Origin of the sequence: Streptomyces sp. NBC_00091 (assembly GCF_026343185.1) — a bacterium.
GTDB lineage: Bacteria > Actinomycetota > Actinomycetes > Streptomycetales > Streptomycetaceae > Streptomyces.
This window is the reverse complement of the sequence record NZ_JAPEMA010000001.1, coordinates 3,018,293-3,031,863: the sequence shown is the minus strand read 5'-3', so window position 1 is coordinate 3,031,863 and position 13,571 is coordinate 3,018,293. Positions and strand designations below refer to the sequence as shown.

General features: G+C 67.3%; 10 protein-coding genes. 4 read left to right on the top strand and 6 right to left on the bottom strand.

From position 1 onward, the window contains the following. Positions 1–20: 20 nt before the first annotated feature. Positions 21–1,235 (bottom strand): serine hydrolase, encoded by a 1,215-nt coding sequence (locus OOK34_RS14040; RefSeq protein WP_267034202.1) that lies wholly within the window; start codon positions 1,233–1,235, stop codon positions 21–23. A gap of 33 nt (positions 1,236–1,268) precedes the next feature. Continuing rightward, complete coding sequence (locus OOK34_RS14035; RefSeq protein ID WP_267034201.1) at positions 1,269–1,835, bottom strand: Uma2 family endonuclease; 567 nt, start codon at positions 1,833–1,835, stop codon at positions 1,269–1,271. A gap of 264 nt (positions 1,836–2,099) precedes the next feature. Between OOK34_RS14035 and OOK34_RS14030 the strand changes: the two genes are divergently transcribed. The 3 genes from OOK34_RS14030 to OOK34_RS14020 are packed head-to-tail and all read left to right on the top strand — an operon-like array spanning position 2,100 to position 5,331. After that, on the top strand, positions 2,100–2,252 hold the full coding sequence (locus OOK34_RS14030) for a hypothetical protein (RefSeq protein ID WP_267034200.1): 153 nt from the start codon (positions 2,100–2,102) through the stop codon (positions 2,250–2,252). Between the two features lie 5 nt (positions 2,253–2,257). Further along, the gene (locus OOK34_RS14025) at positions 2,258–3,124 is read left to right on the top strand and encodes a hypothetical protein (protein WP_267034199.1); all 867 of its coding nucleotides are present in this window, start codon (positions 2,258–2,260) and stop codon (positions 3,122–3,124) included. After that, complete coding sequence (locus tag OOK34_RS14020) at positions 3,124–5,331, top strand: hypothetical protein (protein ID WP_267034198.1); 2,208 nt, start codon at positions 3,124–3,126, stop codon at positions 5,329–5,331. The genes OOK34_RS14025 and OOK34_RS14020 overlap by 1 nt, the downstream gene beginning before the upstream one ends. A 51-nt stretch (positions 5,332–5,382) precedes the next feature. Here the strand turns inward: OOK34_RS14020 and OOK34_RS14015 are convergent, their stop codons facing one another. The 3 genes from OOK34_RS14015 to OOK34_RS14005 form a co-directional block, all read right to left on the bottom strand. Continuing rightward, positions 5,383–5,793, bottom strand: coding sequence for a hypothetical protein (locus tag OOK34_RS14015; RefSeq protein WP_267034197.1), 411 nt, complete (start codon positions 5,791–5,793; stop codon positions 5,383–5,385). Between the two features lie 114 nt (positions 5,794–5,907). Further along, positions 5,908–6,348 (bottom strand): hypothetical protein, encoded by a 441-nt coding sequence (locus tag OOK34_RS14010; RefSeq protein ID WP_267034196.1) that lies wholly within the window; start codon positions 6,346–6,348, stop codon positions 5,908–5,910. Between the two features lie 630 nt (positions 6,349–6,978). Beyond that, complete coding sequence (locus OOK34_RS14005; protein WP_267034195.1) at positions 6,979–11,772, bottom strand: hypothetical protein; 4,794 nt, start codon at positions 11,770–11,772, stop codon at positions 6,979–6,981. A gap of 293 nt (positions 11,773–12,065) precedes the next feature. On the opposite strand from OOK34_RS14005, the gene OOK34_RS14000 reads away from it, so the two are divergent. Beyond that, positions 12,066–12,773, top strand: a complete 708-nt coding sequence (locus OOK34_RS14000) for a PaeR7I family type II restriction endonuclease (protein ID WP_267034194.1) — start codon at positions 12,066–12,068, stop codon at positions 12,771–12,773. A 65-nt stretch (positions 12,774–12,838) separates the two neighbouring features. On the opposite strand, the gene OOK34_RS13995 is transcribed toward OOK34_RS14000, so the two are convergent. Then, the gene (locus OOK34_RS13995) at positions 12,839–13,564 is read right to left on the bottom strand and encodes a PaeR7I family type II restriction endonuclease (RefSeq protein ID WP_267034193.1); all 726 of its coding nucleotides are present in this window, start codon (positions 13,562–13,564) and stop codon (positions 12,839–12,841) included. Positions 13,565–13,571: the final 7 nt, after the last annotated feature.

The following is a 13,571-nucleotide window of genomic DNA, read 5'->3' as shown; positions in this document are numbered from 1 at the left end:
GCGCGGGTTCTCCGACCCGCTCACTGCCCGGTAACGGGCTGGGCGGGCAGGGAGAAGACATGCTGCGGGGTGACGATCCGGGTGATCGCCTCGCCGAACACCGTGCTGGGCTCGGAGCCTTCGTAGCCGATGTCCGTGTTGAGGAGGAGCACCAGCGTCGCCTGCGACTGCGGGAGGTACACGACCAGGGCCCCGTAGCCCGGCAGTGAACCGTTGTGCCCGATCCAGCCCTGGACGTCGAAGATGCCCAGGCCGTAGCCGGCGCCCGGCAGCGCCGGGACCACCTTCAGCCGCTGGGCCTGGGTGGCGGGGGTCAGCAGGGTGCCGGTGGCCAGGGTCCTGGCCCAGCTCCGCAGGTCGTCGAGGTCCGAGATCATCGCACCGGCCGCCCAGCCCCAGGAGGGGTTCCAGTCGGCGGCGTCCTCGGTCTTCCCGGAGGCCGTCTGGTCCGTGTAGCCCTGCGCGTGCGGGCTGGGGAACCGCGCGTCGGCGGGGAAGAGCGTGTGGCGCAGTCCGGCGGGTTTGACCACCCGGTCGTTGACGTACCGGTCGAGCGGGGTGCCGCTGACCTTCTCCACCACCAGGCCCAGCAGGATGAGGTTGGTGTTGCAGTACTCGAACTTCGCGTTCGGCTCGAACCGCACCGGATGCCGGAAGGAGTACCCGAGCAGCTCCTGCGGGGTGAAGGGCCGCCGGGGGTCGCCCGTCAGGGCCTTGAAGAAGCCCTCGTCCTCGGAGTAGTTGAAGAGCCCGCTGCGCATCCCGGCCAGTTCGCGCAGGGTGATCCGGTCGCCGTTCGGCACCCCGGCGACGTACTTCCCGATGGGGTCGTCCAGCCCGGCCTTGCCGGCGTCGACCAGCTGGAGCAGGGCCGTCACCGTGAAGGTCTTCGTCACGCTGCCGATCCGCATGTTCATGTCGGTGCGCATCGGCGCGCCGGTCGCCTTGTCGGCGACGCCGAAGGACCGTACGTACTCGCCCTTGCCGGGGGCCGAGAGCGCGACGGTCACCCCGGGCACCCGGGCCTCCTTCAGCACCTTCAGGACGGCCTCGTCCAGCTGCGCCGCCACGGCGGGCGTGAGCTGCGGAAACTCGTCGGCCACCGGAGCCGCCGCCACGGCCGAGGGCCCGGGCGCCGCCGCGTCCCACGCGTACCCCGCCCCGACACCGAGGGGAACCACCACCAGCCCGACCGCACCCGCCGCGACCGCCGCACCGCGCCACCGTGTCGTCATCCCCGGCCTCCTACCACGCCCCCTCCGACGAGGTCAGATCTGGCCGAGGTCGAACTCCACCGGGAAAGGAGCCGAAACCTTGACGACACCGGTGAACACGTCCCCGTCCCGGTAGGCCCGGGTCGCGGGGTCGAGGACATGGGTGTACACCAAGGGGGCGCCGGTCGCGGCCTGCTCGACCCGCCAGTAGAAGGCAATGCCGGACTTGGCGTACTGGTCCGTCTTCACGATCCGATCAGTGGTCTCCGATCCCGGCGAGACGACCTCCACGACCAGCAGCACGTGCTCGGGACGGGTGGGCGTGATGTCGATCGTGTCCGCCCGGTACACCACGACATCCGGACGACGATTGGTGAGCGGGACATCCTGAAGCCGGACGTCGAAGTCGGTATCGGCGTTCCAGTCCGGACCGGCGGCTGCCTCCAAGACGTTCGCCAAGATCCGAGCGAGTCGGTTGTGGCGCTTGGACGCACTGGGACTCACAACGACCATCCCGTCCACGATCTCGATCCCCGCACACTGCTCCTCGGACCAGGAGTCGTACTGCTCGGCCGTGATCTGCTCGTGCATCCACGCAGGGGCTGCCATCTCGGCAGTCATGACCCACCTCCCGGACACCATGCGAGCGGGCCCGACCCCGCCAAGTCCAGCGTACTGTCTCAGCTCTCCCGGCACGCTGGACGCCAGAGCGGCTGACGCGCGCGCTTCGGGCCGTCCTCCCCCATTTCCCCTCGCTGAGCCGCACGGCGCCGCTACGATCGATCTCTCTTCAACCTGCACGTCTCCGGGGCCGGCGGGACCCCCGTCACCTTCCCGGACGGCGAGGGCGAACTCCCGGACACCTATTCCCGACTGCTCTTCCACATGTCGAGCGTGCTGCCCGGCCACATGCGCTCCTACGCCGCGTCTCAGGGTCACCGGGTCAGCGAAGCCACCCGCGGTTTCGTCTACAACGCCGACATCACCTCCATCGTCGAGTTCCTCGACATCGGCACGCGCGCCACGGAACTGCGCTGAGCGGCATGGGCGCACGCACGACGCCCATCGACTTCCAGTGCTTCCTGGTTCCCAAGACGGGCAGCTCTCCCGAGGAGTGCGAGGACGCCACGCACACCTTGTCGTCCCCCGACAGGAACTCGGCCTTCGCCGCCGTGTCCGACGGAGCGTCCGAGAGTCTGCTCGCCGGGGCGTGGGCCAAGCAGCTGGTACGGGGCGCCGTCGCCTCCCTGGCGGCCGCGTGCGACCAGCCGGGCGACAACGAGGGCGGCAGCGGGTCCGAGTCCTTCGTCGAGGATCTCCTGGCCCGCACCGTCGACCGGTGGGACGGCTACATCGCGCAGTACCAGGCGGAGCGGGCGGCCGGCGGCCGACCCATCACCTGGTACGAACAGCCGGGACTGGACAAAGGGGCCTTCGCCACGCTGGTGGCGGTCCACGTCCGGGCGGCGACACCGGATCCGGAAGGAGGACCTGAGACCGCGCGGCGCTGGACCTGGCACGCCTTCGCCCTCGGCGACAGCTGCCTCTTCCACCTCCGCGAGGGCCGGCTGATCACCTCGTTCCCCATCGCGGACGGCGACGGCTTCGGCATCACCCCGCAGCTGCTCGGCAGCCGCAACCGGGATGCCGCTCTGATCGCCGAGCGCGCGTCGACCGCAACCGGTGAACTGCGCGCGGACGACGAGCTGCTGCTGGCGACCGATGCCCTGGCCGCGTGGCTGCTCTCGCACCCCGAGATCGATTCGGGCGGACCCGGCAAGCAGCTCGGAAAGCTCGCCGACCTGGACCAGGAAACCTTTGCCGACTGGGTCCGGAGCGAACGCGACAAGTCCCGGATGCGCAACGACGACGTAGCCCTCATCCGCATGCGGGTGAAGACGGAGGGGTAATGGCGGTCTCCCGCACCGGCGGACCTGCCGCCGGACGGAAATTCCCGACCGGCGCGAACTACGTGGAAGCCCTCCAGAACCCCACCCTGTGTTTCGAGGACCCGGACCTCAAGCACGGAACGGTCCAGCAGAGCCCCGTACTCGGACCGAAGGCGATCTCCGGAAACTTCGCAAGCGTCTTCTCCGTCACCGCCCCGGGCGGGCAGCGGTACGCGCTGAAGTGCTTCACCCGCGACAGCAGCACGCTGGAGACCCGCTACCAGGCCATCGGCAAGCAGCTCGCCGACCTCAGGCCCGCCAAACTGTCCCAGCCGTGGCCGGTCGGCATCGAGTACCTGCCGAGGGGCGTACTCGTCGCCGGTCACTGGTACCCGGCCCTGAAGATGGCCTGGGTGGAGGGCACCAGCCTGATCACGTGGATCGACCGGAACGTCCGGGACGCGGCGGCGGTTCTGGCGACGGCGGACCGGTTCGCGGCGCTGGTCGCCGACCTGGAGAAGCTCGGCCTCGCCCACGGAGACCTTCAGCACGGCAACCTCCTGGTCGCTCCCGACGGCACGCTCCGCCTCGTCGATTACGACGGGATGTACGTGCCCGCGCTCAAGGGGCGGGGCTCCACGGAGAACGGCCACCGCAACTACCAGTCCCCAGCCCGCACGAGCTCGGACTTCGGCCCCGCGATGGACCGCTTCTCCGCCTGGGTCATCTACCTCAGCCTCGTCGCGGTCGCCACCGATCCCGCCGTCTGGGGACAACTGCACGACGATCAGGGCGAGTTCCTCATCCTGAAAGAAGACGACTTCAAGGAACCACGGTCCTCACTGGCCTGGAGCCTGCTGCTGACCCATGCGAACCCGGACCTTCGGGCGCTGGCCGCACAGACGCACGGGCACCTCACCGCGGCCGCCCGTGCGGTTCCCCCGCTGTCCACGGCCGGGGCGACCCCGACCGTGACGCCGAACCCGGCCCAGCGTCCGGCCCGCGCGGCGGCCCAGCAGGGCGGAGCCCCCGCCTGGCTGGCCGGGCACGTACCCCAGCCCCGAACCGCCCCTGCGGCAGGCAGCACAAGCACGGCCACAGCCACGGCTGCCGGTACCGGCTTTACGCGCAGACGCCCCGCGGACGTCCTCTGCGGCGTCTTCGCCCTGGCCGGATCGGTCACACCGGCCGCGCTGACCGCCATCAGCGTGCTGCCGAGCGGCTACGCGGCCGGCGCCCAGCTGGGAGCTCTGCTCCTGTCCGGCGGCGCCCTCCACTCCACCCGCCGCTCCCGCCCCGAGGCCAAGGCCTCGAAGGCCAGGATGCGGGCACTCCAGCAGCAGGTGGACGCACTGCGGGACCCGGTGGCCGAGGCACAGAAGATCCACCAGGAGATCGAAGCCTTGAACGCCGCCGGTGCGAGCAGGGACACCCAGATCAACCAGCAGATCAAGAACCTCCAGACCGAACTGCGCGACGAGCAGTCGCGGATCACCATCACGCTCAACAAGGAGACCGGCACCCTCAGGGCAAGGCTGAGCGGACTGACGACCAAGGAGCAGAGCCAACTGGACGCCGCTCTGGCGTCGGCCATCAGGACACACGTCCAGGACAGACTCCGCCGGACCCCCATCCAGGACGCCAAGAAGCTCTCCAACATCAGCAGCGGGACGGTCACGGCCCTGATCGCCGCCGGCATCCGCACGGCCGCCGACTTCACCGGGGTCCGGTACGTACAGGGCACCCGGTACGCCAACCGCGACGCGTACCTCGTCCTTGCCACCGGCCGGCAGGTCAAGATTCCGGGCATCGCCGAAGTCCGGGCCACCACGCTCGAGAGCTGGCGGGCCTCGCTGGAACAACGGGCCCGGAAGTCGGCTCCCACCAGCCTCGGCGCTCAGGAACGCACCGCGATCCGCCACCAGTTCGCCGCCCAGAAGAAGAAGTGCGAAACGGAGATCACGCAGGCCGAGGGTGCGGCCCGACGCAAGCGCGACCAGCTCCAGCAGCGCTTCACCACCCGCCTGCAACAGACCAACAAGCAGAAGCAGCAACATCAGGCGGCCACCCAGCACCAGCGCGCGGTACTGCTCCGACGCCAGACCCAACTCGCCGACACGACCACCACCCACGGCCTGCTGGCCACGCAGCTCGCTGCGGCCGACGCGGAGCACCGCCGCACCTTCGGCCTGCGCCGCTACCTCCGCTTCGTCGCGACGGGCCACTGACCGGCCACGCTGCCCGGCCGGACGACCAGCCAGGCAGCGTGGGGGCAGGTGCTACAGCACGGCGATGGTGAAGCTCGTGTTCACGTACCCAGCGGTGGCGTGGTGGGTGAACACCGTGATGTTGTCTCCGCAGGTGCTCGTCGGGGTCGTGCGGACTTCGGCGGTACGGTTTCCGCTGCCGCTGTTGGGCGTGGCCAAGACCACCGCGTCCGTCAGGTCGATGTCGGGGTCCGTGATCTTGACGCAGTACTTCCCCGTGTCGACCTGCCATGACGACGCGACGTTCTTGGAAGCCAGGAGGTCTCCGTCGCTGCCCTGCACCTTGGCGGCGGCGCGGGCGTGCGGAGCGTACAGGTCGTCCACCGCGACCGCCGTACCGGCGAGGGCCGGTACGGAAGCCAGGGCGGCGAGGGCGAGAGCGAGGGCGAGGGGGCGGCGACGCTTGGTGGTGGAGTTGCGCATGGGGCTTGGCCTTCTTCCTTCTCGGTCGTGTCGTTGCACTGTCAGGGGCCTGGCCGGATCGAGCCGCTGGTCGGGAGCGCGGTGCCGCCCTTCCGGCCGTACACGGCGGGTGGGTCAGGGGACGACGAGGAAGAACGGGTAGTTGACCGTCCCTTGAGCGCTGTAGATGTAGACGGTGAGCGTGTCCGCCGCGTTGCCGCAGGGACTGGTCGGGGCCGTACTGAGCAAGACGTTGTACCCCGAGGGGTTGCTCCCCGGCACGGAGGACAGGGTGGCGGTCGGGGTGCTCCTGGACACCTTGATCTTCTTCACGTCGTCGAACGTCACGCAGTAGACGCCGTTCGTGTTCGCGGGGCGCGTGAGGGACTTGATTCCCTGCGACTGTTCGCGAGTCCCGTCCGCGTTGACCTTCGCGGACGCCTGCGCGTAGGGAGCGAGCGCCTTGATGGCGGCGTCATCCGCGATGGCCACGCCCCCAGCCACCCCGGCGGCCAACACGCCGAGCGCGGCGGCCGTCCCGATGATTCCCCGACGAGTCCTGTTGGTTTTGAACATGGCTCTCCTCCGTGGCCGTGCCCAGTAGGGCAGTTCCGTCACTCCACACATGCAACCGGATGCGGAGAGTGACGAACAGAGGTCGATGTATCCACCACCCGAAGGAGTCAAGGAGGGTGCTTCAAACCCCCGTCCAGGGGCATGACCTGCGATTTTCATGCGCCAGCGCGCGACCGCGCAGGACCCCGCGGCCGGTGGGTCGCGCGGCGGGGCCTCTGGGCTGACGCACCAACAGAAGCAAGGCCAGAAATAGCAAAACCCCCAGGTCACGGCGAGTGAGTCCTGGGGGTTCTACAGAGCCGCCTTCGGGATTCGAACCCGAGACCTACGCATTACGAGGCCCCGCAAGATCATCCCGGTTGGTGCCGACCCGTGCCGCAGAATCCCATTGCACCAGGTCAGAGACCTAGGCCCTCTGACCTGCGTGCCACGTGATCCACCCTGTGCCACCCCGTCCGCTCACGCACCGCTCACGCAGAATGGACATGCTGAACAGCGGATTCAGCCTCGGAGACGCGTCGCTACCCCGTTATCGGACACGTACATCCACGTCAGCAGAGCACCGCTCGATGGGTAGTCCGGAACTCACTCACGCCGGGAAGTCGCTCTTCACCGACAGCCCTGCCCTGTTCACCCGCTGCTCCCCACTTCCGGTCCGGCCGCGGATGCTGGCAGAACCGCGAACTGGCCGTGCTTTGTCGGCTCGGTCCGGTAGCCGAGATCCACCACGAAGCCTCCCAGCTTCCGGCCCCGCAGCAGCTCCCGGTACCGGGTATCCCCAAAGGTCTCCTGCAACTGGGCACCCACCATGGTCGACGTGACGTTCCGCTTCTCCTGGGCTAGGGACAGCAACTCGTCGATCACTAGCCGACAGGCAGCGTCCCCGTTCTGCCTGACCTGTTGTACGGCCTGCTGCCGCACCTGAGGAGACACCTCGAGCGGCGGCAGCGGTTCAAGGGACGCGGCCGGAGCCCTCCTGCCTTGCCCCTGCAACGAGGGAGCCAGGTCATCAGCGTCCGGGCCAGTGGCGATCTCCCGGATGTCCCGCAGCAGGCGCTGCTCCTTCGCCAGCTCAGGCCGCCAGGCCCGCAGCCCGTCCTGAGCAAATCCCAGATCGAACTCCAAGATCCTGTTGACATGAGTGTCGGCGTGGAAATCGCTGCGGGGCACGAAGTACGCCTGCATTTCGCCGCCCTCGACGGCCACCCAGCCGCTCCGCGGTCCGTCGATGCGCCTGATCACCCCTCTGACCCGCCGGCAGACCTGCTCGGAGCGCTCCCAATCGCTCGTCACAGGTCGGCGCTCACCGAGCTCCTTGAAGTGCGCCAGACGTTCCCCTGGTACGGGCCCCTCGACCGGGTCCTGCTTGGCGGCCCACTCGTAGCTCCACCTGGTGCTGCGGCGGCCAGTCAGCTGTCGGGCCTCCGCAAAGTGGCGGGCCGCGTTGCGCTGGTCGTACTCCTCCGTGTCGAGCCACCGCATAAAGTGGATGACGTAGAGGTAGTAGTGGGCCACCACGCTCCCACGCTGCTCGACGATCTGCGCGAACCGTTCGAGGGCGGCGAGCTCGCTGTACTCGGGAAGCCTCCTGTATGCACGAAACCAGAGCTCCAGATCGTGGTCTGCCAGGTAGCCACCGTCCTCGAACACCGAGTCATAGAGGCGCACGACCGTCCGCAAGACGTCCTCCGACACCTCTTCGTCCGTGTCCTCCACGTTCACCAGCAGTCCCCGAGCGAGAGCCACGACGAATCCTGGGTGGGCGCTCCACCTGACCGACACATCACGCCAGGCCACGACCATGTCGGATGCCTTGCCATGCACGTCGTCGATGCGCTGTCGCGCGGTGACGAGGTACGAATTACCAGCGTGCTCCGGCATGGCCGTCTCGCAAGCGTCCAGCAAGGACAGCGCCAGCCGGAGCTGGGCATCCGCCCACTCAGCGACTTCTCCCCCAGCATGCAGCAGGCCCACGAGACTACTCTGGCCTGCCAGCCGGGGGAGGCGTTCGAGGACCGCCGCGATCATCTGTACTGGAGTGACGTAGTTATGTTCGTCCTCGGGATTAATCCGGCGGGCTGTGTCGAAGGCGACGAGCCCCTGCGCGTACTGGGCACCGATGCGGTCCAGAGCCTCTTGCGGCCCACCCCGGTGCAGCTTCAGCGCCTCCTCCACCCCGTCGCGGTGGAGCTTGCCCAGCGCATGGAAGTGCACGGACTGGGAGCCATCGGTGATCTCGATCGCCTTCTCAACGTATCGCTGCGCCTGTCCGTCCCCGAGGCCCTTGTACCACTGGTGGTACCGGCCCAGGTGCATCCAGAAATGGGCTTCCGTTGGGTACCTGTGTGTGAGGTGCAGCAGGACGCGATACGCCTGGCCTTGGTGACCCTCGTCCAGCATCATGATCAGGTCGGAGAAGCGCCGCTGCTGACCGTTCTTATTGCCCCGGGTAATGAACAGGTTCTCGAGGAGTTTCCGCCCCGGCTCATTGCTAGTCCCCATGCGGCCCGCCACCTGGTCGATGAGCTCGATCGCTAGATCGGCCAGGTGCATGGCCCAGCGGCTCTGCCCCCGTGGCGCCTCGATCACTGCGTCTAGGAGCACTTGGGCAATGGTCGGGTGCAGGATCCGCACTTGGTCGTCGTTCTCCACGACCAAATGGCGCAAGTCTGCGCCAAGGACCGTCGCAAGGTCGCTCCGGTAGGAGTCGGAGGAGGCGGCGTGCCCTCCCCACCGCCCGGTCAGCCAACGCCGGACGATCGTAAAGGGCACTCCTCGCTGGGCGTGGAGGGTCACTAGGGCCAGATAGCTCGCCACACGCCGCTGCTCATCCGTGAACTGGCTCAGGTGGGCTTCCACGTACTGCGCCGTGCCCTGGAAATCCTCCTCGTAGGCGGCGAGGCCAAAGTAGAACGGGGAGAGCTGCTGTGGGGGCGAGCCGGGGGAAGCGAGAAGTTCTACGGCTGCCCTCGCTCGTGGACTGCGAGCGCGCAGCGCGTAATCCTGCTGGAACTCCCGTACCTCACGCGGTGACATGGGGTCATCGAGGTAGAACTTTCGGTCCCCAGACCGATCGCCGACACCTGCCGGCGTGCTGTTCGTCCGGGTGACCCACATGAGGATGGTGGGTGCATTGCGCTGGTCGAGCTTGCGGTAGAGGTCTTCCCGCTCGCTCTGGGACACATCGGCGCTCTCGGCCACCACCAGCACCGTCTTGCCGGTGAGTCGGTAGACCTGATCCACCCGATCGGCGGTGCCGGGGCTGTACTTGTTGACGAGGACGACAGGATGCTCCCGGTGTAGGTCCCACGCGATACGCCGGGCCAGGGTGGTGCCCCCGGCACCAGGTGTGTGAAACAACTCCAGGCTCATCGAGCTCTGCCTACCGAACACGTCGAGAAGTCGCTCCCGCAGATCGGCCCGCAGATCCCGGGGGATGTCGAGCCGGGCGTCCAAGTCCAACCAGCTTGGCGGGCGTCCCCGCCAGAACTCGTCGGTGGGTTCGTCGCGGAGCTGGGCCTCCACAATCCGGGAGTGCACGACGACGAGATCGGTCTCAAGTCGGACGAGCACCTCGTGCGGGATCTGCACCGTGCCCTTCTCAGCCGGCAGAGTGACGGAATCACCCAGACTTCGCACGGCCCCGCCTCGGGCGAACTCTTCCAGCAAGACCTGAAGTTCAGGGCTCCCTAGGGCTGCCTGAAGGGGGTCGAAGGGGTCGTCGTAGCGGTCCTCGATCGCTTCCAGGATCCACTGGGAACGGCGGTCTAGCCCCGGATTCGACGTTAGGCAGACGACGGTTGCCGACCGGTTGGGGCTGGACGCACTGTAGCCATCGAACACGTCCTCCACGATCTGACGGTAGAGGCGGCGCCATTCTTTGTAGTCGGCCGGAGCGCGCTCGCCGTGGCTCTCCCAGCCACCCGCCATGACCCAGGGCACAGCGTTGCGGGCGGCGGCGGGCACAGAATGCGTCCCACGGAAGGCGGTCTGGTAATCGGCCGTGCTCTCGTCGAACAGGCTGGCCAGACCGGTGGTCTCACTCGCCGGGTTGAGATCGATGATCACCGACCAGCGGTGCGCGAGCAGATGCGCCATGTCCGCGTCGAGAACCCCGTCCTCCACGATGAGAAAGCGGTCCAATCCGCTGTGGACGTCAGGCAACAACGGCGCGATCCGCGCCTTCAAATCCTCGGCTTCGGCTGCAGTCAGAGCAGCCGGCCAGCCGTCCTGCCTGTCCCGCGGGCCCTGGGCATCGGCCAGCATCCGGGCTAGCAGAGGCTTGTGGTAGCGGCTGAGGTACTGACGGGCGATCCAGCCAGCCATCCGGTACGCCGCGACCCGCTTGGTCTCAGGCATCTTCTTAGACGCGAAATTCAGTGCCGCGCCCAGCCGGGCTAGGAGGAACTGCCGGTCGAGGGAGTCCTTGCGGTTCTCCTGCCGCTCAATGATGATCTCCTCCGCGCCCTCGCGGATCCCTTTCACCACGTTCCCGAAGTCCTGTGCCCCGAGCTCGAACAGGCCGCCTGTGTCGACGGTGATAAGGGCTTCGAGGGGCTCAGCCAGCTTCAGCCGGTCGTCCATGGCGAGCAGCGCAGCGGTCTCCAGGTAAGCCTGGTCGTACAGGAGTGGCTTCGTCGCCCCCCAGTTGACGTCGATCAGCCAGTAGTGGACCCGGTCCTTGAATGCCTCATTGACGAGGATATTGCGCAGATGGAGGTCCCCATGGGCAGCGCCCTCCAAGATGAAGACCTCACTCCCCATCAGTTCGATCTCCTGCAGCAGCGACCATGGATCGGGCAGAACTTCTGTGGAGAAGGCGAAGGTGATGCCTGGGATCCCGGCCGCTTGCCGGGTCTCCTGCAGCGCCCGCCCCCTCGGCCCCAGCACGAACCCCGGCCGCAGCCAAGCCTCGAGCACCTGCTGGACCGTCCGCATCCCGCCCGTGTACCCGGTCAGCTGCGCGGCGAGCAGCTCGCTACTGGCCGCCCGGCAAGCCAAAGTGAGAACCGCGGCACCCGACCGGTCCCCCGGCTTCACGTACTCGACGGACTTGCCGGCGATTCCGTAGATGTCGACCCGCAGCCGGTCGTCAGCCGCAGTCAGGTACAGCTTCGGAAGGTGCTTCTCGCCGTAGTCGGCGAGGGCCTCCTGGAACCGCTGATGCGCCTCGTGCTGGCGTTCCTCGTCGTCCGACGACAGCTTGAGAATGACGTGCCCGTCAGGCCCCTGGCTGCCGGCACCCATCACATCGGCTCGCACGACCATCGCGCCTGTGTGCCCGCCGCTCAGTTCCTCCAGCCAGTTGATGGTTACTGCTGCACCCAACTTCGTTCGGACGATGTCGAGTACGCGCTCCCGGAGGCGCTCTGCCTCCACCGCATCGGTCGTGTCGGCACCGTCCTGCTGCGAAGGGACCATCATGGTCTGGATCTTAGGCCGCCCCGCCCCTTCCCGAACCGCTAACACCGAATCGGCCGTCGACGATCCACTTTTCACGATCTTGCTATGAACACGCTCAGTCTCCGACCCGGGCTTCGATCGCGGTCGCAGGCGCCGCACACCGGGGGCCGGCGTCGTCGTCGAGCATGTCTGCGGAGGCTGTCCTATCGGTCGGTCACCCCACCAAGGCCCAGACGGTATGTCAGACCCATCGCGCAGACTGGCGTCGGTCGGGGAGTAACCCCCACCACTTCCGACGAACACGGAGATGCCGCGTGGAGCCCCAGGACATCCAGCACGCAATCGAGAACTTCTGGCTCCGGCGCGACGGCCAGGAGAGCAAGCTGGATGACGGGGGGAAGTCAGGTGGAGCGGCCAGGGGGAACGGGCACATGAAGCCCCTCGAAGACCTGGTGAAGAGCATCTTCATCGACTGCGGGATCCCCGAGGAGTGCATCAAGACCGGGCAGCCCTACCTGCCTGGCTACTACCGCGTCCGCAAGCAGTGGGACCTGGTCGTGAAGTACAAGGGCGTGCTGGTGGCCGCGTTCGAGTTCAAGTCGCAGGTCGGCAGCGTCGGGAAGAACTTCAACAATCGATTCGAGGAGGCTCTGGGTAGTGCCACCGACATTGATGCCGCACAGCGGAAGAACGACCAGAGCCCATTCGGGCAGCTACCTCCGTGGCTCGGTTACGTGTTCATCCTGCAGGAGACCCCCGAGACGGAGAAGGAAGGGAAGGACACCCGGGCCATGTTCCCGACCGATGCCGCCTTCCACGGGCTCTCCTACAACCAGCGATACCAGGAGATGATCCGGCGCTTCATCGGAGAGCGCGTCTACGATGCTGGCTGGTTCATCACCACGAAGCGTGCCGACGGTGACATCACCTACCTGGAGCCCCTGGCGGCCGCAACGGCGAGTGTCCTTCGCGCAGCTATCGAAGGGCGCGTCAACGTGGTGAAGGCGATGCTGAAGGAGTAGAACCTGCACGGCCCGAGTGGCACCCAGACGATGGCAGTCTGGGTGCTCACCACGCCAGACTGCAACTAGCCCGGGAAACCGAGGTTCTTCAGGTAGGTGAGGCGCGCGTCTATGGCAGCCGAGAACCGCAGCCAGTTGAGCTTGTCGATCGGTTCGTTGGGCTTCGGGTTCGATGCCGACGACGTGATGTAGCAGGCGGCGTTGTAGAGCCGCTCGGACATCAGCCTCTGACAGAAGACGCCGAAGCGCTCCTGGTAGGACAACCCATGCCAGATCTGCTCGACCGGCAATGCGCCCTTGGCCGGCTTGACCGGCCGACGGGATCCCTCTTCGTCCTGCATGATGAAGAAGTACCCGAGCCAGGGCTCCTCCCCCGGGTACAGCTCAGCCAGGGCCGCGTGGCGCAGGTCAATGGCACTGCCCAACGCTTCCTCGACCCGGTTGTTGTAGTTGTTTCCGAACGAGGGTCCGCCGAGCGCCTTCAGTTCAAAGGCAGCCACGAGGGTGTCCTTGTGGACGACGACCAGGTCCCACTGCTTCTGCGGCCGGTAGTAACCAGGCAGCTCAAGGCCCTGCGACTTGGTGACGCGGATACTCTCTGGCGGATATCCAGCGTCAAGGAAGAACTTCGACAGCAGGACAGCGATGGGGTCGAAGTGCTTGCCGCCACGTACCGAGCCTGCCGTGCCGGTGCCGACAGCACCATTGATCGTCGACTGCTCGCGCTGCAGTTCCTTGGCACCCCAGTAAGCGGCTACGGCATCCTCGAAGTCTTGGCGGGTGACCGTCAAGATCCGC